Source organism: Streptomyces sp. NPDC088794, from assembly GCF_044750545.1.
Lineage (GTDB): Bacteria > Actinomycetota > Actinomycetes > Streptomycetales > Streptomycetaceae > Streptomyces.
Genome location: NZ_JBIVKB010000013.1, coordinates 162,892 through 183,259, shown reverse-complemented (window position 1 = coordinate 183,259; position 20,368 = coordinate 162,892). Strand labels below are relative to the sequence as shown.

The window sequence follows — 20,368 nt, the reverse complement described above, 5'->3', positions numbered from 1 at the left end:
CCAATAGCCTTCCAAGCCAAGTGAATCCCCGTGTCGGGCCGCTGAACTGCAAAGACCCGTACTCCTGTTGTGTCCTTCCGGCGTACGGCGCAAACAGCCCGGGTATCACCAAACAGGCAGAAGACGGGACGTCAGCTGCCGTGGGTGAACGAGGAGTTGTGTAGGCATGACGTGCTGGTACGAGGGGCCACTGGCCGCCTTTGACACGGAGACCACGGGCGTCGACGTCGAGACCGACCGGATCGTGTCGGCCGCCGTGGTCGTCCAGGACGCCCCGGGCACCCGCCCCCGGGTGTCCCGCTGGCTGATCAACCCGGGCATGCCGGTGCCGGAGGCGGCGACCGCGGTGCACGGGCTGACCGACGAGCATCTGCAGCGCAACGGCCGCTGGCCGGCGCCGGTGATGTACGAGATAGCGGAGGTGCTGGCCGAGCAGGCTTCGGCGGGCCGTCCGCTGGTGGTGATGAACGCCCCCTTCGATCTGACCCTGCTGGACCGCGAGTTGCGCCGCCATCGGGCGTCCTCGCTCGACCACTGGTTCGAGGCGACCCCGCTGCGGGTGCTCGACCCCCGGGTCCTGGACAAGCACCTCGACCGCTACCGCAAGGGCCGCCGCACCCTGACGGACCTGTGCGCGCACTACGGCGTCACGCTGGAGGGCGCGCACGACGCGGGCGCGGACGCGCTGGCCTCACTGGATCTCGTACGCGCCCTCGGGCGCCGTTTCGCGGCCAGACTGGAACGCCTGACCCCCGCCGAGCTGCACACGTTGCAGATGACGTGGCACGCGGCACAGGCGCGGGGCCTCCAGGCGTGGTTCGCGCGCAGCGGCACCCCGGAGTTGGTGAACACGTCCTGGCCGCTGCGTCCGGATCTGCCGGCCGCTGCGTAAAGGCGACTTGACCGAGTGGCGGTCGACATGAAGAAAGCCGGTCCGCGTCATGCGGACCGGCCTTTTCCCGGCGGTGGGCGATACTGGGTTCGAACCAGTGACCTCTTCGGTGTGAACGAAGCGCTCTCCCACTGAGCTAATCGCCCGGGAACGCACTGAACAATACAGGCCTTCGCGGGTTTCCTTCAAACCGCTTCCAAGTAGGCCGCGAGTCCCCGCCGTCCGGCCCGCATCATCAGCCGGTGGTTGGCGCGGAACAACGGTCGTCCGGGCACGGCGAGGTGCTTGAGCAGCGGCTTGCGCACGTCGACGACCTGGTCGTAGCGGGCCAGCGTGGCACCGGAGTCGGTGGTGTCGGCGCCGAGCGTCCAGCGCGCCCAGCCCTCCAGGTCACCGGACATGGCGATCTCCAGCACCCCGGCCACCGGATCGCGCCGCGCCTCGCGCGCGGTGAAGGTCAGGTCGTACGGGAGGAGGGCGCGGATCCGGATGGTGCCGGTGGTGTCGTCGACCCTGGTCACCTCGCGCACCTGGGGCCACCAGCGCGGGTAGTCCTCGGCCTGTTCGAGAACCTCGTACACCCTGGCCGGGGGCGCGGGCAGCGGCCACAGGCTGCGGAAGCGGTAGTGGGACCAGTCCATGGGGAGAGTCTGCCCGTGCACAGGGCCCTCGCCACGGAATCTGAGTACGTTCTGAGTACGTACGCTCATGCCGGGTGACGTGACCCGCACCACACTCCAAGGCATGACATCCTTCCCGCCACCGGCCGAGGAACTGCGGTTCCTCGACATGGAGCTGCGGCAACTCGACGCCCGCCGGGCCCAGTTGCTGATGCGCCGCGCCTGGCTCGTCACCGCCCTCCAGCAGCCGGTACCGCGAGCGCCCCTCGCGCCGCCCCGCCCCGAGGCCTCCGCACCGCGCGTCCAGAACATGCTGCTCGTCCTCGGCGGCGTGCTCCTCACCATCGCGGCGATCGCGTTCACGCTGGTCAGCTGGGGGCACATGGGCATCGCCGGGCGGTCCCTGGTGCTCGGCGCGGTCACGCTGGCCGCGCTCGGGGCGCCGGTGGCGCTGCTCAAGCGGGGCCTGCGGTCGACGGCCGAGTCGGTGGCGGGCCTTGGCCTGGCGCTCACGATCCTCGACGCGTACGCGCTGCACGAGGTGGTGTTCACCGGCACCGACGGCACGGCGTACGCGGCTCTCGCGGCGACGGGACTGGCGGCACTGTGGACGGCGTACGGCCTTCTCGCCGTGACGGTCTCCCTGCGCCTGCCGCTCCCCTCGGCCGTGCTCTCGGCCCAACTCCCCCTGCTCCTCTGGGCGATCGCGGCGGACGCGGGCGCGTACGGCATCACGGCCGCGCTTCTGGTGACGGCCGGTCTCGACACGATCGTGGCGCTGTGGAACACCGCCAAGTCCGTCCGTCTCGTCGCCGCCGTCAGCGCGTGCGCGATGGGCGGCTTCGGCGCATGGGCGGCCGGCTGGCTCTCCTGGAACGCAGCCGGCCCGAGCGCCGCCGCCCGTGCGGCGGCGCTCCTCGTCCTCGCGGCGGTGATCGCGCTCGGCGCCGCATGGCGCCTGCACCAGCCGGTCACCGCCGCGAGCGGCGCCGTGGCGTCGGGTCTGCTGCTGGTCACCGCGGTCGGCGGCATCCTGCGCGTGTCCCTGCCGGCCGACTGGACGGTACCGGCCCATCTCCTGTGCGGTGTCGCCCTGTTGGCGACCTGGCGGACCTCTCTGCCCGAGCAGGTGCGGCGCGGTTTCGCCCTGGCGTCCGCCGGCGTCCAGGCCCTGGCCCTGCTCTGGGCCGTCCCGGTGGTCACCCTCACCCTCCTCGGCCCCGCCTCCTGGACGGCCCGCGCCTGGTCCGGCGCTCCGTCCGACGCGCGTGCCGCAGTGACCCTCGACACCCCGTGGCCGCCGCATGCGGTGGCGGTGCCCGTGGTCCTCGCGGTCGTCACCGCCGTACTGCTGCTGGCGGTGCGCGACACGACATGGCGCCCCCGAGCCGTCATCGCCGCCGTGACCCTGGCGTGGACGACGGTTCTCGTCCTCCCCGCGGTACTCGAACTGCCTTATTCGGCCACTCTGTTGATCCAGGGCGGCACGACGGTGGGAACGCTCGCGGCGATCGCGTGGATACACGAACGGGCAGAGCACCGGCCCACAGCCGAGACACCCGAGCAGCCGACCGCACAATCCACCGCCCAACTGCTCACGCAGCCGACCACGTTGCTCCTCACCCTCCTCGCACTGCTCACCTCCCTCACCCTCTCCTTCACCGCGCTGGCGTCGCAGACCGCGACCCTGACCGTCCTGTCCGCCCTCACGGCACTGTTCGCGGGAGCGTCCTGGCTCAAGCGACTCAGGCACCTGACCCCGGTGATGGCGCCGACCGCATTCGCCTACGCCGCCGCGCTGGCCGTCGCGTCGGGTGTCGCCGCCGGCTGGCAGTCGCAGCACGTCGCCCTGTTGGTGCTGGCGGTCCCCGTGGCCGCCGCGCTGCTCGCCGCACGTCTGGGCGACTCCCCCGCGACCGTGCCGACCGAGGTGACGGGTGCGGTGGCCGGGCTGCTCGCGGTGGGGCTGGCCGTCGTCGATCCGCCGATGCTGGCCCTGGTGCTCGGTCTGTGCGCGGTGATCACCGCGGGCGTGGCGCTCCGCCCGGACCGCCGCTCGGTCGGCTACGCGTCCGTCGCCCTGTTCGTCCTGGCCGCCTGGGTGCGCCTGCTGGCCTGGCGCATCGGAGTCCCCGAGGCGTACACGCTCCCGGTCACCGTCCCGGCGCTGCTGATCGGCCACCTGCGCCGGAGCCGCAATCCACGGACCAGTTCCTGGACGGCGTACGGCCCCGGCCTCGCGGCCACGCTCCTGCCGAGCCTGACCGCGGCCTGGGCGGACCCGGAGTACCTGCGCCCCTTGCTGCTGGGCACAACAGCGCTCCTCGTCACCCTCCTTGGCGCCCGCCACCGCCTCCAAGCCCCGCTGGTACTCGGCGGTTCGGTCCTCACCCTGGTCACACTCCACGAACTGGCCCCGTACCTGGTCCAGTTGACCGGCGCCCTCCCCCGCTGGGCCCCACCCGCCCTCGCCGGCCTCCTCCTACTGGCCCTAGGCGCGACATACGAACAGCGCATCAGAAACGTCCGCCAGGCCCGAGAGGCCTTGGGCAAGATGAACTAGGCCCGCTTTCCCGCACGGTTCACCCGCACCCCGGTTAGGGGCGCGGGGCTGTGTCGATATGCGGCTCCGCCGCGCGGGCGCGACCAGCCACAACGCACTCGCACCCGACTGACTACGAAGGCATCTCGTCCCCGAGCAACGCCAAATTCTCGATCGCGGCCAGCCCATACAACGCGGTGTCATTCGTAGACACCCAACTCGCCTCACTACCCGCGACCAGAGCAACCGGCCCGCTCAACTCCGCGGTCTTCCAAGGCGACGACTCCATATAACCGTCGGAGTTGTAGAACTTGCTCCAAGCCCGTTTGGCCAGTGCAGCATCCCCCGTCTGGACGGCCGCGTACGCATCGAGCCGCGAGTGGCCCTGGAACAGCAGCAGGGTCCCGAAGTTGGAGCCGTACCGTGCCGCCTGCTCGGTCTTGCTGGCGTTGAAGTACCGGCAGTAGTCGAAGTACGCCTCGTTGAACTCCGGCATGTCCACCAGGTCGATCAACTCGGCACACAGCTCGTTGAGTCCGAAGACGGCCGAGAGGTGAGAGACAGAAACAACAGGGGCCGCGGCGATCGCGAAGCGACCCGTGTCGAGGTCGTACAACCCACTCCCCTGCACAAACCCATTGGGCTGCGCGGCAATCGTCGACATCGTGGACAGCACCCGCGCCCTCGCCTTCTCCCACTTCGGCCCCTTGCGCTCCCACTCGGTCAGCCACGCCGACACCAGCCCGCTCCAGTCCGTGCCGAACCCGATCGACAGGGCGTGCCGGTCAGGCGTGTACGGCTCCGTACGGATCTTGCGGATCGGGTCGAGGACGAGAAACGTCTCGTCGGAGTCGACATTGGCGTGCATGAGGTCACCGACCCGCTCGTCGGCGGTGAGGAAGTAGTAGTAGCGGCGGTACGTGGTGTTGGCGATGCGCTGCTGCTTGGCGCTGTCGGCGTAGTGCTGCACCCCGTGCCGGGTGCCGAGGCCCGCCCACTCCCCCAGGTGGAACACGTCCACCTCGCCGGTGTGCCGGGTCATCGACTCCGCGAACCGGAAGATGTCGGCACGGCCCGAGCGCAGGTACGCGAACCAGAGCCAAAGGTCGGGCGAGAGCTCGGAGTTGTCCCAGGCGTAGCCGCCGATGTCGTACCGCCACTGGTGTCTGACGGTGTCGTAGCTGTGCATGACGTCGCCGTAGTCCCAGAAGCCGTACCAACGGCGTTGCTCCACCTGGTCCTTGTAGTAGGTGAAGAGGAAGTCGAGGTGGTCCTCGATCTTCGCCTTGGCGGGCGTGGAACGGTCCGGCTCGGAGTAGAGACCCGGCCCGAAGACCTTCGCCTTGATGAGCTGCTTGGGCGGGGCGGCCAGCTGGGGCAACACCCTTACGGCTTCGACCTGTTGGGCCAGCGCCTCCGCCGAGGGCGTCGACTCGTTCGCCCAGAAGAGGAGTTCGGAGGTGCGGGCGATGCCGTACGGGGTGCCGAACCCGGGTTCGTAGTCCTCGTAGGTGATCTCCAGGCCCTGGAGCTGTTCGGCGTACGTGTCCTGGCCCATGCCGTCGTGGTAGAAGCGCAGGTCCATGGGCTGCGCCTCGGGTGACCAGAGCCAGAGGGTGACCTCGGCCTCGTCGGTCTGGGCGTCGCGGATGTCGAGCTGGGCGGGGTGCTTCTCCCAGAAGTCCCGCAGCCCGAAGGAGAATCCGCCGCTCGCGCCGCCGACATACCCGAATCCGGACGCCCGCCCACCACCGCCGGCGCCGATCCAGCCGTACCCCTTCTTGGTGCGCTTGCGCAGGGTGAAGCCGTCGGCGGAGAGCTGGGAGAGGGTGTAGTCGCCCCACTCGGGGATGTACTGGAGGCGGGTGGTGACCCGTTGGTCCCAGGTGGCCGGGTCGGGCAGCCGCTGCCCCGCGTACTGCGCCGCCTGCACGGCCGCGCCGGGGTCGCGGCGCAGTCCGGTGATTCCCTTGACCGCCTCCCGCAGCAGGCCGGTGCCTTCGCCGCCGATCCGGATGTGCCGGTCGTAGGCCTCGTCGCGCATCGGCACACCGAAGCGGACGCCGAGCCCGCGGATGAAGTCGCCGCTCGCCTTGCCCGGTTCCTGCTTCCCGTCGAAGGTGACGGTGTGCACCATGCGGAAGGAGTCGGCGCCCGCGTAGAAGTAGAGCCGGATCGAGAACGGCAGCCAACTCCGGTCGCCCTTGCGGTGCTTGCCGTCGATACGGACCACCGCCCGGACCGGGCCGTCCTGTTCGACGGTCACCGCGCCGATGGCGCTCTCGAAGCGCTCGTACTTGACCGTGCACTGGTCGCCGTCCTCGATCTCGGGCTGGCGCAGCAGCACGAGCCGCCCGTTCCTGGCGATCTCCGTCGAGCCGCGCTTCACCGATTTCACCAGCGTGGAACCGGACTTGCCGATCCTCACGTCGATGACCCCGGTCGAGACGTCGATGGTGCCGCCGCTCCGGTCGACGGTCACCTTCTTCTCGGGGGCACTCGCCGCACCGGCGGCGAGCGTGAGTTTGCCGGATCCCGAACTCACCGCGTGGGCCGACCACTTGAGGGAGCCGTCGGGCCAGTAGGCGATCGGCCAGGACTGCACGGGCACGGCCTTTCCGTCCGTGTCCGTCAGCGCGAAGGTCTGGTCGGCCGGGTAGGCGCCCTTCGGCCACGGGACGCCGACGGTGGAGCCGGGGGCGGCGCCGAGGCCGCCGTCCTCCAGCCAGTCCAGGGTCACCGGATCGGCATCGGCGGCCTCGGCGCCGGGCGCGGCCTGCGCGTCCCTGGCGCCCAGCGCCCAGCTGAACTGCGCGGCGGCTCCGGCGACGGCGGCCGCCTTGAGAAGGGACCTGCGAGGGATGGGAGACATGAGAGGTCAGCCTTTCCTTTCCGTGCGGGATCCGTGGGGGAAGGTCGTTCCGTACACGTGCAGGTAGTGGTCAGGGGCATGACAGGCAGAGGTGCGGCGCCCAGGGCGCCGACCCGACACGATGGGCACCGCCCGTCAGCGGTGCCGGTGGCGCTCCTCCACGGCGACGGCCGCCGCGACCAGCGCCCCCAGGACGGGGACCGCGAGCGGCGCGACGAACAGGGCGGTCAGGGTGACGACGGCCAGGCCGCAGACGAGCAGGAAGGACCCGGCGGGATCCAGCACCGTCCGCCGGCCGGCGTCCGCGAGCAGCCCTCGCCAGGCGGCACCCGGTGTCCATACGGCCGCCGCCCGCAGCAGGGCGACGACGAGTCCGATCAGCGCGAAGACGCCGACCGCCCCGACGAGCCGCCCGCCGGGAATCCCGGCCCGCGCGGCCAGGACGTCCACCCAGACCGCGCCGACCGCGGCCCAGCCGCCGAGCCCGACGACCCACCCGCCGCGCACCGCCGTACGGAAGTCACCGACGAACTCCCGCCAGCCGCCGATCTGATGGGAGGTTCGCCGCCGAAGGTGCCGTGCCCCGGCGGCGATTGCCGCCGGGTACGTGACAACTCCCAGCGAGGCCACGGCGATCCACACTCCGGTGAGCAGACATTCGGCAAAGACCGCGAACCGTTCGGCGAGCACCGACTCCTTGCGTGCTTTCACTCGCGCCTGGGCCATGGTGACCGCCTCAGCCCTTCAGTCCGGAGGTCGCCATGCCGTCGATGAGGTAGCGCTGGAAGGCCATGAAGAAGGCGATGACCGGTACCAGCGCCACGAGCGACATCGCGATCATGCCGCCGTAGTTGGAGACGCCCTCCTGGTCGCGGAACATCATCAGGCCGAGCGAAACGGTGTATTTGGAGGGGGTGTTGAGATAGATCAGCGGCCCCATGAAGTCGTTCCAGGCGTTGATGAAGGTGAAGATGGCGGCGGTGATGACGGCGGGCCGGCACAGCGGCAGCACGATCGACCAGTAGGTCCGCAGATGGCCGCAGCCGTCGAGCCTGGCCGCCTCGTCCAGCTCGCGCGGCAGCCCCCGCATGAACTGCACCATCAGGAAGACGAAGAACGCCTCCGTGGCAAGGAACTTGCCCGCCACGAGCGGCACCAGGGTGTCGACGAGTTCGAGCTTGCGGAACATCACGTACTGCGGGATGAGCAGCACGTGGTACGGCAGCAGCAGCGTGCCGATCATCAGGGTGAACAGCAGATTCCGTCCGGCGAAGCGGATCTTGGCGAAGGCGTAGGCGGTCAGCGAGCTGGACACCACGACACCGACCACGGCGAGGACCGCGTACATCAGCGAGTTGACGAAGAAGCTGCTGATGGAGATGCCGGAGATGCCGTCGGCGAGGCCGGAGAAGTTCGACCAGATCGGCTTGGCGGGCAGCAGGTCGAGGCCGGCGATGATGTCCTTGCTCGGCTTGAACGAGGCGCCGAGCACCCAGATCACGGGATACAGGACCACCGCGAGCAGGACGAGCGCGCCCACGTGCCAGACGAGCGATCCGGTGCGCCGACGCTCGCTGCCGGTGCGTACAACAGGGCTGGTCGCACTGGTCACTTGGCGGCCTCCTCGTAGTGCACCCACTTCTTCTGCGACCAGAACAGGACCGCCGTGACGAGCGCGACCGCGACCACCAGCGTCCAGGCCATCGCGGAGGCGAAGCCCATCTGGGCCTCCTTGAAGCCCTTCTGGTAGAGGTAACAGGTGTAGACGAGCGTGGCGTCGGCGGGCCCGCACCGGGTGTCGGAGACGACGTACGCGGAGCCGAACACCTGGAACGCGTGGATGGACTCCAGCAGCACGTTGAAGAACAGCACCGGGGAGATCATCGGCAGCGTGATGTTCCAGAACCGCCGCAGCGGACCGGCCCCGTCCACCTCGGCGGCCTCGTACAGCTCCCGCGGAACCTGCTTGAGCCCGGCCAGGAAGATCACCATCGGCGCCCCGAACTGCCAGATGCTCAGCGCCACCAAGGAGTACAGGACGTAGTCCGGGTTCCCGATCCAGCCGCCGACGTCGACCCCGAAGATCTTCTGCGTACGGTCCACGACGGCGTCGTCGGAGAACAGGGCCCGCCAGACGAAGCCCACGGAGACGCTGGCGCCGATCAGCGAGGGCAGATAGAACGCGGCGCGGTACAGCCCTTCGCCGCGCCGCTTCTGGGCGAGCAGCAACGCGACTCCGAGGGCGAGCAGCAGCTTGAGCGGGGTGGCCACGACGACGTACTTCAGCGTGACCTCGACCGACTTCTGCCAGCGCGGGTCCTGGAACATGGTCGTGAAGTTGTCGAGGCCCACCCACTTGGGCGGCGTGAACAGGTTGTAGCTGGTGAACGCGTAGTACAGCGACGCGATCATCGGCCCCGCGGTGAGCAGCAGGAACCCCGCGATCCACGGTGACATGAAGAGAAAGCCGGCGAGGTTCTCGCGCCGCCGCCCGCGCCGCCCGGCGGCGGGCGGCGCGACCCGCTTCCCGGCCGGGCGCACGGGCGCTTCCTTGACGAGCGTCATGGCGGTACGTCCCCTCAGCCCGCGAACGCGGCCTTGGCCTCGCCGAACAGCGCCTTGGCTGCGTCGGCCGGCTTGGACTTGCCCTGGGCCACCTCGCCGCCCAGGCGCAGGAACGCGGCCTCGATGACGTCGGCGCCGGACGGATGCGGGGTGATCTTCCCGAGCACTCCGGCGTCGGCGACCTCGGCCTCGTAGGCCGCGACGCCCTTGTTGTTGGCGTCGGTGGGCTTGAACGCGGCGTACTGCTCGGTGGTGGCGAGGATGCCGCGGTCGTAGCCCATGATCTTTCCGACCTCGGGGTCGTGGACCATGAAGTCGATGAACTGGGCGGCTTCCTTGGGGTGCTTGGTACCGGCGAAGGCGCTGAGCATCAGCGAGCCGAGGTACTGGCCGGTGTCCTTGCCGTCCGTGGTGGGGATCGGCGCGAGCCCGTAGTCCGACTCGCCCTCACCCTCGTAGCGGATGGAGAAGTTGTCCCAGGTGAACTCGGACGCGGCCAGGCCGGCCGAGAGACCGGACTTGGGCTTGACCTGCTCGATCTTCTTCGGGTCGGCGACCAGGCCGGACTTGACGCGCTTGTAGCCGTCCGCCCACCACTGGGTCAGGTCGTCCTCGGTGAAGCCGAGGTCGGAGTCGGTGAAGAAGGCCTTGCCATGCTGGCGCAGGTAGAGGTCGTAGAGGTACATGATGCTGAAGTAGCCGGTGTCACCGGCGATCTTCAGCTTGTCCTGGATCGTCTGGAGGGTGTCGAAGTAGTCGTCCCAGGTCCAGCCGAACTTCGCCTCCACGCCCGCCTTCTTGAAGGCCTTCAGGTCGATGACGAGCGCCATGGTGTTGGCGCCGACGGGTATGCCGAGTTGCTTTCCATCGGCCTGACCGGCTGTCAGAACTCCGTTCCGGAAGTTCTCCAGACTCAGATTCCCGGAGTCCGCCTGTGTCTTGAGGTCCATCAGAACTCCGCGCTTGTCGTACTTGCGCAGAAAGCCGACCGCATTCTGGAAAACGTCCGGCGGATTACCGCCGGAAGCCTGCGTCTGGAACTTCTCCCAGAACGCCTCGTAGTCGGTGAATTCGGGCTTGATTTTGATCTTCGGATACTTCTTCTCGAAGAGCGCGATCGTCTTCTTGATGGCGATGGTGCGCGGTTCGCCGCCCCACCACGCATAACGGAGCGTCACATTCCCGTCTCCGGAACCGCTTTCCCCACCGCAGCCCGTCGTCGCCGCGAGCCCGAGCGCTGCCGCCGAAGCTCCGGCGGCCTTGAGGATCGTACGTCTCTCGACATTCCTGCTGGTTCCCACAGTCGGGCCCCTCCCCGGCATCGTTGCCGCCTGCGTGAATCGTTTCAAGTAAGCGCTTGCTGGCACAAGGTACGGAGGGTCCGGGGGTGCGTCAATGATTCGGACAGGAATTTCTCAAGGGCTGGTAAGCCGCAGCGGGGCGCTCGGCGACGGGACGAGGCGGCCGATGTGACGCCGTCGCAGGTGGGAGGCCCATGGCCGACGGGCCGGACGGGAGGCGGCTCCCCGGGGAAAAAACGTCCGGGAGCAGGCGTTTGAGGGGGCATCAGGGGCTCGTCCGGACGCGTACACGACGGCGGCCCACCTGCACTGAAGCAGATGGGCCGCCGTCTTCGGGTGGGCGATACTGGGTTCGAACCAGTGACCTCTTCGGTGTGAACGAAGCGCTCTCCCACTGAGCTAATCGCCCGGACGCAGGAAGAAGATTACCCCATGTCAGGGGGTACCCATGACCGTCGGCGAGCCGCGGCGGCACCCCCCGCGCGGGTCACTGGTCCTTGATGTTCCAGGGCATCTCGAGGCCGAACTTCCACAGGTAGACGCCGACCAGGGCCGCGATGATCACGAGGCCGATCGAGGTCAGGATGATGTTGCGTCGCCGCACCCTGGGGTCGAGGGCCTTCTGGGCCGCCTCGGTGACCTTGCGCTTGGTCCAGCGCAGCACCAGCTGGGCCCAGACGAACTCGGTCGCCCAGATCGCCATGCCGCCGAAGATCACGACCCAGCCGGGTCCCGGCAGCGGCAGCATCACGATGCCGGCGGCGACGACCGCGAGGCCGATCACGAAGATGCCGACCTGCCAGCTCAGATGCAGGACGCGACGCGCCTTGACGAACTCCGGCGCCTTGGACCCCAGGCCCCGCTCACCGTCTGTGGCGTCCGTCTTCGTCACGTCCGCGCCGTTCCCGTCCGATGCCACGGCGACCTCGCCCGGCTCGTCACTCCCCGTATCCATACGGCCAAACCCTACCGGACGGAAACCGGTCACCGGAATGGTCGTACCGTGCGAACAGGCTCTCGGCCGGAAGAGTTACGTAAAGGCACGCAAAACACTCAGAGGGGTTTACAACGGCACCGTAGGTGGCATGTCGATTTCGCCGACGTGCGAATCCCCGAGCGCACACTGAGCGAAAGGCCCTGGCGCTTATGAACACCACGGTCAGCTGCGAGCTGCACCTGCGCCTCGTTGTGTCGAGCGAGTCCTCCCTGCCTGTCCCCGCAGGCCTGCGGTACGACACGGCCGACCCCTACGCCGTGCACGCCACCTTCCACACCGGAGCCGAGGAGACCGTCGAGTGGGTGTTCGCCCGCGACCTCCTCGCGGAAGGCCTCCACCGGCCCACCGGCACCGGCGACGTCCGTGTCTGGCCGTCGCGCAGCCACGGTCAGGGCGTCGTGTGCATCGCCCTGAGCTCCCCGGAGGGCGAAGCCCTCCTGGAGGCCCCGGCGCGGGCGCTGGAGTCCTTCCTGAAGCGAACGGACGCCGCCGTGCCCCCCGGCACGGAACACCGGCACTTCGATCTCGATCAAGAGCTCTCCCACATCCTGGCGGAGAGCTAGGCCCGCGGCCCCGCGAAGCCGCCCGGCGCCGTCGACTCGGGGAGACGGCTCGGGCTTCGACATCCGCATAACGTGCGCACCGGCGCCGTCACCGCGATCCCTCGCGGTGACGGCGCCGGTGCGTGTGCGAGGGGGCGGTGATGAGCCGGAACCCGTGCCACGCCCGGCCGACCGATTACCATCGGCCAGCAACGGCGGGTGTGTGCCCGACCCCCAGGCCAGGGAGCGAAACGTGCTCATCACCCACGACACCCGGTGCGCCCTCGACACTGTGGTGGACCTGGTGAACACCGCACCGGAGGACGAGGCGACCCCGGAGGGGCTGCCGGACACCGCGACTCTCGAGGATTTCGTGCGAAACCACGAGATCAGTGATGTCGGCGTCCTGTCGGAGTTCGACCTCTCGGCGGTGCGCAAGATCCGCGGCCGGTTCGCCGCGGTCTTCGCCGAGGCGGACCCCCGCGCCGCGGCCCGGCAGATCAACGAGCTGGTCGCCGCCGCGGGCACCACCCCGCGCCTGACGGACCACGACGGCTACGACTGGCATGTGCACTACTTCGCCCCCGGCGCCTCCGTCGCCGACCACCTCGCGGCGGACTGCGGGATGGCGCTGGCCTTCTTCGTGGTCGCCGGTGAGCAGGAACGGCTGCGGCGCTGCGAGGCCCCGGACTGCCGGCGCGCCTTCGTCGACCTCTCCCGCAACCGCTCGCGCCGCTACTGCGACAGCCGCACCTGCGGAAACCGGTTGCACGTGGCCGCGTACCGGGCGCGTCGCAAGGAAGCGGCGGGCTGATCCCGCGCGGGCACGGAGGGTGATGTCGACGTGGTCCCCGACGGGTGACGTCAGGGACCACGGGTACGGCTCACAGCAACAGCAGGTCGTGCAGCGCAGCCATGAGCAGCAGACACCCGATCACCGCTAGGAAGATCATCAGCGGTGGCTGGGAAAGGGCGAAGAGGCATCCACGCGGCTCGTCCTCCGGCGGCGCGGCTTCCCTCTGGGTCGTGTCCAGCATCTCGCGGCGATGATGTCCTAGACCGCACCCCCCGCGCGATCAACACGCCCGGAATGACTGGGAGTTCGCCGAATTCCGTGTTGTCCGTTTCGGGTCGTGATCACTTCCGGACAGCGTGGTGATCCACTGTGTCGTTTCAGTCGTCATGCACCGGACATATGCGCTGCTGCCGCGCGGTTCAGATGCCGTGCTTCTTGAGGATGGCCTCGATGTCGCTGAAATCGTCGCCCGCGGACGCGCCCGCACGGGGCGCGGTCGCCGGACGGGACGCCGCTCGGGTGCTCGGGCCCAGCGAGGGCGCCGAGGCCTTCGGCGCGACCGCCGCCTCGGACCGCTGCGCGGCCCGGGCCTCCCTGCGCTCCTTGCGGGTGCCGCCGCGGCGGCGCTCCACGGCGCGCGTGCCCATGAACAGCACCCACGAGGCACCGAGCACCACGAAGCCGGCCCAGGCGGTCGGACTGAACGCGGTGTCCGCCACCCACCCCACGACACCGGTCATCACCAGGCCGGCGGGCACGAGCGAGTAGGCGGCGATACGGGCGGCGGAGAGGAAGCGCTTGCGGTACGCGGTGACCGCCGCGATGCCCAGGCCGGCCGCGGACACGGCGGAACAGACTGTCTCGGCAATCATCCGGTCCTCCTGGCAGGCCTCGGTCGGGCGTGGTCGCTTCGTCCCTTCCATCCTGCACCGCCCGACCCCCGTGGGGCCATGCTCCGGCGGGACATCAGGGACATCTCCGGGTCGGATCATCCGCAGGTGCCGGTCGCGGACGAGCCCTGGCCGCGTCAACAGGTGCCTCATCAGGTATTTCGCGGGCCGCCGGCCGACGTCCGATTGGGGCGTGCGGGCCCGGACTGGAAGACTGTGGCCATGAGCGACTCCTCCCCCGAACTGCCCGCCGCCGTCCTCGAGGTCTGGTGCGAACTCCAGTGCCCCGACTGCCGTGCCGCCCTGGCGGATCTGCGCGCCCTGCGGGCCCGCTACGGCGACCGGCTGGAGCTGCGGCTGCGGCACTTCCCGGCGGAGAAGCACCAGCACGCCTTCGCCGCCGCGCAGGCCGCCGAGGAGGCACTGGAGCAGGGGCAGGGGTGGCCGTACATCGAGGCCGTGCTGGAGCGGGTCGCGGAGCTGGACCGTAGGGGAGAGCCCTTCCTGGTCGAGGTGGCCGGCGAACTCGGGCTCGACGCCGAGGAGTTCGACACCGCGCTGATCGACGGCCGGCACATACTGATCGTCGACGCCGACCAGGCCGAGGGCAAGGCGATCGGCGTGAGCGGCACACCGACGTACGTCATCGGCGGGGAGCGCCTGGACGGCAGCAAGAGCCAGGAAGGGCTGCGCGAGCGGATCGAGGAGATCGCGGACCGACTGCTGGCCGGACAGCAGGACGCCTGAACCGCGACTTCGACCGCGGCTCGTCCCTACAGCAGCGACTTGTACAGGGCGTACCGCGTCGTCTCGTAGCCGAGGGACTCGTACAGCCGCTCGGCCGGGGTGTTGTCGGCGAACACGTTGAGGCCGAGGGTGCGGCTGCCTGCGGCGATCGCCTGGGTCTCCGCGAGCAGCATGAGCGTACGGCCGTGTCCGCGGCCGCGGTGGGCGGCGTCGGCCTCCACGTCGTAGACGAAGGCCCCGTCCGCCGTCAGTGCCACCCACAGGGTGCCCACCGGAGTGCCCTCGTGTTCTAGGACGCTGAACAGCATGTTCTCGGTGGCGAGCCCGTGCGGCAGCAGGGCCTCGTGGTCGCGCCGGGCCTTCGCGTACGCCTCGGCCTCGGGGACGCCGCGCTCGATCCACGTGCGCGCGTACGCCTCCGACTCGTGCGCGTGCCACGCCGCGAAGTCGGCCTCGGTCATGGGGCGGCCGTGGCTGCCGGCCGGCAGGGCGGGCGGGGTGTCGCCGAGCGGCTTGCGCATGCCGCGGTTGCGCGGGACGTAGCCGACCGCCTTGACGAGCCGCAGGGCCGCTTCCGCGTCGGCGGCCACGCCGATCTCGATCTGTCGGCAGCCCCAGCCGCGCGCCACCTCCTCGGCGGCCAGCGCCGCCACCGTGCCGCGGCCCCGACGGCGGTCCGGCTCCTCGATGCGCAGGTCGACGATGCGGGCCACCGCGTCGCCGAAGGCGGGCGAGGTGCCGAGGTGGAGGGTGCCGACGGGACGGCTGTTCACGCACACCTGGTAGTGGCGTGAACGCGTCCCGTCGGCGGCGCGCTGGAGCGGCTCGGTCGGCCGCAGGGTGGTGGTCATCAAGGGAGTTCTACCCGCAGTCGGCGCCGACGTCTGCCTAATTAATTCGGCTCACGGATCCTGGTCGTCGCCGGACCGCTCGTCGAAGATCCGCATGGCCTTCGCCGTCACCGGGCCAGGCGCGCCCGGGAGTTCACGGTCGTCGACGCGGTGCACGGCCTGGACGTCCCGCAGGGTGGAGGTGAGGAAGACCTCGTCCGCCCGCTCCAGGACGTCGAGCGGCAGGTCGGTCTCCTTGGCGCCGGTCCATTCGACCGCCAACGCGCGCGTGACGCCCGCGAGGCACCCTGAGGCGAGCGGCGGGGTGTGGATCTCGCCGTCCAGGACGACGAAGACGTTCGACCCGGTGCCCTCGCAGAGCTGCCCGACCGTGTTGGGAAACAGCGCCTCGGAAGCGCCGGCACGGTGCGCGCGGGCCAGGGCCACGACGTTCTCGGCGTACGAGGTGGTCTTCAAGCCGGTGAGAGCGCCGCGTTCGTTGCGGGTCCACGGGACCGTGATGACCGCCGTGGAGTCCGCGCGGCGGGTGGTCTCGCCGAGCGCGACGACGAGGGTGGGGCCGGTGTCGCCGCGGTCCGAACCGAGCGGGCCGTGGCCGCCCGTGTACGTGATGCGCAGGCGGCCTAGCGGCATCGGGTTCGCGTCCAGCACGGCCGCGCAGGCGCGGCGGACCTCGTCGTGGTCCGGGTCCGGCAGGCCGAGACCCTGTGCGGAGCGGGTCAGCCGGTCCAGGTGCCGGGTGAGCGCGAACGGCCTGCCGTCCACCGCCTTCAGCGTCTCGAAGATGCCGTCGCCCACGGTCAGTCCGTGGTCGAAGACGGAGACGCGGGCGGACTCGATGTCCTGGAGCCCGCCGTCGAGCCAGATCTTCACGTCAGTCCCTCTCCACTCACCTCGTACGCCCCCGACGCTATCGCGAGCAGCCGGCCCGCCTTCAGCTCGGTCTCCCGCCACTCCCCCTCGGGATCGGAACCCCAGGTGATGCCGGCGCCGGTGCCGAAGCGCAGCTCTCCCGCCGCCCGGTCGATCCAGAACGTCCGGATCCCGACGGCCAGTTCGCCCGTCCCGCGATCGGCGTCGACCCAGCCGATGCCACCGCAGTACGGGCCGCGCGGTGCCGTCTCCAGGGCGTCGATGATCCGCAGGGCGCTGGACTTGGGCGCGCCGGTGACCGAGCCGGGCGGGAAGGCGGCGGCGAGCAACTCCGGCCAGCCGGCGCCGGCGCGCAGTTCGCCGTGGACCGTCGACACCAGGTGCACGAGCCCCGGGTGCTTCTCCACCGCGCACAGGTCGGGCACGGTCACACTGCCGGTGGCGCACACCCGCCCGAGGTCGTTGCGGACCAGGTCCACGATCATCACGTTCTCGGCGTAGTCCTTCTCCAGAAGGTCCGCCTCGGTGCGCCCGGTGCCCTTGATCGGCCCGGACTCGACGACCCGTCCGGCGCGGCGCAGGAACAACTCCGGGGACGCGGTGGCGATCTCCACACCGTGCTCCGGCAGCCGGATCGTTCCTGCGTACGGCGCCGGGTTGCCGCGGGCCAGCAGCGCGGTCAGGGCGTCCACGTCGGCGTCGGCGGCGACGGGCGCGGCGAGCACCCGGCACAGGTTCGCCTGGTAGACCTCACCGGCCGCGATGTGCTCCCGGATCCGGCGCACACCCGCCGTGTACGCGACGCGGCCGAGCGACGACGTCCAGCCACCGGCCGCCGGCCCACGCCACCGCCCCGGCATCGGCGCGGGCACCGGTTCCTCTCGTACGTCGCTGAAGCGCGCGCAGGTCAGACGGCCCTCGAAGTCCGCGGCCACGGCCCAGAAACCGGTGGAGTCCAGCGCGGCGGGATCGTCGGTGACGTCGAGGAGCCCGGTGGCGACGCGGTCACCGAAGCGGGCGAGGGGCGGGAGGTCGTGCACGCGGTCGAGTCTATGGCGGGTGTCCTGGAGGTGGCCCGGCCGTGTCCCCGAGGATGCCCAGGCCACGCGCGTGAGCGGGCGCAGCGCAGCACGCTGCACAAACGCGTTTTTGTACTGGCCCCGGAATCCGCTAGAGTTCAACACGTCGCCGGGTCGCGCGAGCGGACCGGAAACGACAAGCGGACGTAGCTCAGTTGGTAGAGCGCAACCTTGCCAAGGTTGAGGTCGCCAGTTCGAACCTGGTCGTCCGCTCGTAGGAAACGGGGGATCTTCCCGACCCCCGCACTCCGGGTGGAGTGGCCGAGAGGCGAGGCAACGGCCTGCAAAGCCGTCTACACGGGTTCAAATCCCGTCTCCACCTCCAAGGACGATTAGCTCAGCGGGAGAGCGCTTCCCTGACACGGAAGAGGTCACTGGTTCAATCCCAGTATCGTCCACTGGAGCCTTCCGGCTTCTGAAGCCGTGAGGCTTCGACCCCGCGCGATTAGCTCAGCGGGAGAGCGCTTCCCTGACACGGAAGAGGTCACTGGTTCAATCCCAGTATCGCGCACGCAGCACATGAGGACGATTAGCTCAGCGGGAGAGCGCTTCCCTGACACGGAAGAGGTCACTGGTTCAATCCCAGTATCGTCCACACACCGAAGCCCCCAGCCGTCTCGGACGGTTGGGGGCTTCTTCGTGGTCCGGACCGGGCGTCCGGACCGTGGTTCCGGTCAGCTGGAGAACAGCATGCGGCCGAAGCTCTTCTGCCGGTGGTGACCACCGTGTCCGCCGTAGTGGGCTCCGCCGTGCGGGGCGCCCCAGGCGGGTGCGGCCGGGGCCGGGTAGCCCTGCGGGCCCGGGGGCGGCGGGGCGGGCTGCTGCCACTGGGACTCCACACGGGTCAGCGCCTCGAGCTCGCCGTAGTCGAGAAAGATCCCGCGGCAGTTGCTGCACTGCTCGATCTGGACACCGTTGCGGTTGTACGTCTGCATCGACCCATGACACTTCGGACACTGCATGGCCGGCTCAACTCCTCGCCCGTCGGACCTGTTTCCCGTTTCGCCAGGACAGACTCCGTCCGGCGGCGGTCGGTTGCACCCTACTTCGGGAAACCGGGAGGCAAGTCCGGTGCGGCAGAACTCATTCGGGCGCATGCGTCGATCACGGACATCTCGATCTCGTCCAGGGGGCGTTGCTCGGCGGTCGCCTTGACGATCGCGCGGGCCGCCGTCTGCACGGTGAGGGCGCGGGCCGGGACGTCCAGGGCGGGCCAGGGGTCGCCGTCGGGCGGGACGGCCGGGCCGCCGGCCGCGCGGTACGCGGAGAGGAAGCGGGTCCACTCGTCGGGCGGGAGGAGACCGCAGGCGTACCAGGCGGCGGGGCGGGCGAGGTCCCAGGTGGGGACGCCGGTGCCGAGGTCGTCGACGTCGATGAGGTGCCACGGGCCGTCGGGGGTGGGGTGACGGACGAGTTGGCCGAGGTGGAGGTCGCCGTGGCAGAGGGTGGTGCGGTCGGGCATGGGGGTCTCGGCTCGGGCCCACGGGGGGAGGGTGGACCAGGCGGCGAGGACGGGGGGTACGGCGGGGTGTTGGGCGGCGGTGGTTGGGGCGGCTTGGAGGCGGGCGACGGCGTGGGCCGCTTTGGTGGGGCCCTGCATGGGGGGCAGGGGCAGGGGGGTGCGTGTGGTCGTGGGGGCGACGGTTGCGAGGGGGGTGCGGTGGAGGTGGGCGAGGAGGGTGGCGGCGGCTTCCCAGGGGGCCGCGTCGGGGTCCTCCGGGTCCACGGGGGTGCCGTACGGCCAGAAGGTCACCAGGCGGCCGTGCAGGTCGACGGGGGTCGGGACGAGTGGGGGGAGGAAGATGCCGGGGAGGTGGGCGGCTGTGGTGAGGCGGGTGGTGAGGTCGGGGAGGGGGGTGGTGGGAGCGTGGGCCTTCGCGACGGTGTCCGCGTGGCGGACGACTGTGGCGTCGGGGCGGTCGGCGAGGGTTTCCGTGCGGGGCGCTGTGCCGCGGAGACAGGGGCAGGTGGGGGTGCGTGTGTGTGCCGTGGCCCTGGCTCGGGTGGTGAGTTCGGTGAGCAGGGGGGTGGCGGTCACGGGGCTCCCTGGGCGCGGGTGAGTCTGGTGCACGAGCGTACGATTCTCGCCCCCGCCGCCCCTACCCGTCCCATCCTCCAGGGGCGCTGCCCCCTTCGACCCCGCCAGGGGGCTCCGCCCCCTGGACCCCCATCGGCCCTGAACGGGCCTTGTCCTCAAACGCCGGACGGGCTGAAAAACCAAAGACAGAACGCACAGGACAGAAACCAAGATGCGTGCCGGCGTTTTCGGGCAAAGCAACGCCGGCGCAGCTCCCCAGCTGCGCCGGCGTTTTGCCGTCCGCCGCACCCCCGTCCCCACGGGGTTTCATGGGTGGATGTCCCCGCCCGGACCGCTCTTCCGGGCCTGGGGTCGCCGCTCAGCGCCCCAGCATCACTCCCACGGACGACGCCTGTGTCGCTACTGTCTCCCAGCCGTCGAAGACGAGGAGCAGTAGCGCAGCCAAGGGGAGGGCCATGAGTGTCGCCACCAAGGGGTGGCGGCGGCCCTGACGGCGGGGGCGGAAAGCGGTGTGCGCCTTGCGCTCCTGCGTGCGGATCTGTGCCCGCGGTGCCGTGTAGGCCATGGTCCCTCTCCTGACCGAACTCAGTTGTCGTTGGCAGCGGCGGGTGTCTGACCTCGGGGGACGAGTGCTGCACCCGCCGCTTGACTTCAAATCTAGGCGTCCGGCCTCTGTCGCACGTCATGCCCTCGTATCGATTCCCGGGCCTCCCGGAGGATGAGCCATGACCTGGGAACTACTCCCCTGGGTGGAGAAATGGTC

General features: G+C 70.1%; 20 protein-coding genes and 7 tRNA genes. 10 read left to right on the top strand and 17 right to left on the bottom strand.

Going from position 1 to position 20,368, the window contains the following annotated elements:
* Window positions 1-166 precede the first annotated feature (166 nt).
* Window positions 167-892 (top strand): 3'-5' exonuclease, encoded by a 726-nt coding sequence (locus ACIP6U_RS32315; RefSeq protein ID WP_401725198.1) that lies wholly within the window; start codon window positions 167-169, stop codon window positions 890-892.
* Window positions 893-966: 74 nt separating this feature from the next.
* Here the strand turns inward: ACIP6U_RS32315 and ACIP6U_RS32310 are convergent.
* Both ACIP6U_RS32310 and ACIP6U_RS32305 read right to left on the bottom strand, forming a co-directional pair.
* Window positions 967-1,038 (bottom strand) — tRNA-Val (locus ACIP6U_RS32310).
* Window positions 1,039-1,077: 39 nt separating this feature from the next.
* Window positions 1,078-1,533 (bottom strand): SRPBCC family protein, encoded by a 456-nt coding sequence (locus ACIP6U_RS32305; protein WP_401725195.1) that lies wholly within the window; start codon window positions 1,531-1,533, stop codon window positions 1,078-1,080.
* 103 nt (window positions 1,534-1,636) lie between these two features.
* Between ACIP6U_RS32305 and ACIP6U_RS32300 the strand changes: the two genes are divergently transcribed.
* Complete coding sequence (locus ACIP6U_RS32300; protein WP_401725192.1) at window positions 1,637-4,075, top strand: SCO7613 C-terminal domain-containing membrane protein; 2,439 nt, start codon at window positions 1,637-1,639, stop codon at window positions 4,073-4,075.
* A 112-nt stretch (window positions 4,076-4,187) separates the two neighbouring features.
* On the opposite strand, the gene ACIP6U_RS32295 is transcribed toward ACIP6U_RS32300, so the two are convergent.
* The 7 genes from ACIP6U_RS32295 to ACIP6U_RS32265 form a co-directional block, all read right to left on the bottom strand.
* Complete coding sequence (locus tag ACIP6U_RS32295) at window positions 4,188-6,926, bottom strand: Tat pathway signal sequence domain protein (protein ID WP_401725189.1); 2,739 nt, start codon at window positions 6,924-6,926, stop codon at window positions 4,188-4,190.
* A gap of 135 nt (window positions 6,927-7,061) precedes the next feature.
* The gene (locus ACIP6U_RS32290; RefSeq protein ID WP_401725186.1) at window positions 7,062-7,652 is read right to left on the bottom strand and encodes a hypothetical protein; all 591 of its coding nucleotides are present in this window, start codon (window positions 7,650-7,652) and stop codon (window positions 7,062-7,064) included.
* Window positions 7,653-7,662: 10 nt separating this feature from the next.
* A complete protein-coding gene (locus ACIP6U_RS32285) occupies window positions 7,663-8,538 on the bottom strand; it encodes a carbohydrate ABC transporter permease (RefSeq protein WP_401725183.1) in 876 nt (291 codons plus the stop codon).
* A complete protein-coding gene (locus ACIP6U_RS32280) occupies window positions 8,535-9,491 on the bottom strand; it encodes a carbohydrate ABC transporter permease (protein ID WP_401725181.1) in 957 nt (318 codons plus the stop codon). The genes ACIP6U_RS32285 and ACIP6U_RS32280 overlap by 4 nt, the downstream gene beginning before the upstream one ends.
* Before the next feature lie 14 nt (window positions 9,492-9,505).
* On the bottom strand, window positions 9,506-10,792 hold the full coding sequence (locus ACIP6U_RS32275) for an ABC transporter substrate-binding protein (RefSeq protein ID WP_401725179.1): 1,287 nt from the start codon (window positions 10,790-10,792) through the stop codon (window positions 9,506-9,508).
* A gap of 337 nt (window positions 10,793-11,129) precedes the next feature.
* Window positions 11,130-11,201, bottom strand: a tRNA-Val gene (locus ACIP6U_RS32270).
* Window positions 11,202-11,279: 78 nt separating this feature from the next.
* Complete coding sequence (locus ACIP6U_RS32265; RefSeq protein WP_401725176.1) at window positions 11,280-11,747, bottom strand: TIGR02611 family protein; 468 nt, start codon at window positions 11,745-11,747, stop codon at window positions 11,280-11,282.
* 191 nt (window positions 11,748-11,938) lie between these two features.
* On the opposite strand from ACIP6U_RS32265, the gene ACIP6U_RS32260 reads away from it, so the two are divergent.
* A complete protein-coding gene (locus ACIP6U_RS32260; RefSeq protein ID WP_004002642.1) occupies window positions 11,939-12,352 on the top strand; it encodes an SsgA family sporulation/cell division regulator in 414 nt (137 codons plus the stop codon).
* Window positions 12,353-12,584: 232 nt separating this feature from the next.
* Window positions 12,585-13,145: a CGNR zinc finger domain-containing protein gene (locus tag ACIP6U_RS32255; RefSeq protein ID WP_401725173.1), complete on the top strand. Its 561-nt coding sequence runs from the start codon at window positions 12,585-12,587 to the stop codon at window positions 13,143-13,145.
* A 70-nt stretch (window positions 13,146-13,215) separates the two neighbouring features.
* On the opposite strand, the gene ACIP6U_RS32250 is transcribed toward ACIP6U_RS32255, so the two are convergent.
* On the bottom strand, window positions 13,216-13,368 hold the full coding sequence (locus tag ACIP6U_RS32250; protein ID WP_280877994.1) for a hypothetical protein: 153 nt from the start codon (window positions 13,366-13,368) through the stop codon (window positions 13,216-13,218).
* 178 nt (window positions 13,369-13,546) lie between these two features.
* Window positions 13,547-13,999 (bottom strand): hypothetical protein, encoded by a 453-nt coding sequence (locus ACIP6U_RS32245; protein ID WP_401725170.1) that lies wholly within the window; start codon window positions 13,997-13,999, stop codon window positions 13,547-13,549.
* 240 nt (window positions 14,000-14,239) lie between these two features.
* Between ACIP6U_RS32245 and ACIP6U_RS32240 the strand changes: the two genes are divergently transcribed.
* A complete protein-coding gene (locus ACIP6U_RS32240) occupies window positions 14,240-14,764 on the top strand; it encodes a DsbA family protein (protein ID WP_401725167.1) in 525 nt (174 codons plus the stop codon).
* 26 nt (window positions 14,765-14,790) lie between these two features.
* Here the strand turns inward: ACIP6U_RS32240 and ACIP6U_RS32235 are convergent, their stop codons facing one another.
* From ACIP6U_RS32235 to ACIP6U_RS32225, 3 genes are read right to left on the bottom strand one after another with little or no spacing between them, the layout of a single operon-like run.
* Window positions 14,791-15,615 carry a GNAT family N-acetyltransferase gene (locus ACIP6U_RS32235; protein ID WP_401725165.1) on the bottom strand — a complete coding sequence of 275 codons (825 nt, stop codon included), beginning with the start codon at window positions 15,613-15,615 and terminating at the stop codon, window positions 14,791-14,793.
* 51 nt (window positions 15,616-15,666) lie between these two features.
* On the bottom strand, window positions 15,667-16,488 hold the full coding sequence (locus tag ACIP6U_RS32230) for an aminotransferase class IV (RefSeq protein WP_401725162.1): 822 nt from the start codon (window positions 16,486-16,488) through the stop codon (window positions 15,667-15,669).
* Window positions 16,485-17,528, bottom strand: a complete 1,044-nt coding sequence (locus ACIP6U_RS32225) for a chorismate-binding protein (RefSeq protein WP_401725159.1) — start codon at window positions 17,526-17,528, stop codon at window positions 16,485-16,487. The genes ACIP6U_RS32230 and ACIP6U_RS32225 overlap by 4 nt, the downstream gene beginning before the upstream one ends.
* A 179-nt stretch (window positions 17,529-17,707) precedes the next feature.
* Here ACIP6U_RS32225 and ACIP6U_RS32220 point away from each other — a divergent pair.
* The 5 genes from ACIP6U_RS32220 (at window position 17,708) to ACIP6U_RS32200 (ending at window position 18,162) form a co-directional block, all read left to right on the top strand.
* Window positions 17,708-17,780 (top strand) — tRNA-Gly (locus tag ACIP6U_RS32220).
* Window positions 17,781-17,818: 38 nt separating this feature from the next.
* Window positions 17,819-17,892 (top strand) — tRNA-Cys (locus ACIP6U_RS32215).
* A 1-nt stretch (window position 17,893) separates the two neighbouring features.
* A tRNA-Val gene (locus tag ACIP6U_RS32210) sits at window positions 17,894-17,965 on the top strand.
* A gap of 41 nt (window positions 17,966-18,006) precedes the next feature.
* Window positions 18,007-18,078: transfer RNA gene (locus ACIP6U_RS32205), tRNA-Val, on the top strand.
* Window positions 18,079-18,090: 12 nt separating this feature from the next.
* A tRNA-Val gene (locus ACIP6U_RS32200) sits at window positions 18,091-18,162 on the top strand.
* A 79-nt stretch (window positions 18,163-18,241) separates the two neighbouring features.
* Here ACIP6U_RS32200 and ACIP6U_RS32195 read toward each other — a convergent pair.
* From ACIP6U_RS32195 to ACIP6U_RS32185, 3 genes are all read right to left on the bottom strand, one after another.
* Complete coding sequence (locus tag ACIP6U_RS32195; protein ID WP_401725157.1) at window positions 18,242-18,529, bottom strand: zf-TFIIB domain-containing protein; 288 nt, start codon at window positions 18,527-18,529, stop codon at window positions 18,242-18,244.
* An 80-nt stretch (window positions 18,530-18,609) separates the two neighbouring features.
* Window positions 18,610-19,605 carry a phosphotransferase family protein gene (locus tag ACIP6U_RS32190; RefSeq protein ID WP_401725155.1) on the bottom strand — a complete coding sequence of 332 codons (996 nt, stop codon included), beginning with the start codon at window positions 19,603-19,605 and terminating at the stop codon, window positions 18,610-18,612.
* 358 nt (window positions 19,606-19,963) lie between these two features.
* Window positions 19,964-20,170 (bottom strand): hypothetical protein, encoded by a 207-nt coding sequence (locus ACIP6U_RS32185; protein WP_401725152.1) that lies wholly within the window; start codon window positions 20,168-20,170, stop codon window positions 19,964-19,966.
* Window positions 20,171-20,368: the final 198 nt, after the last annotated feature.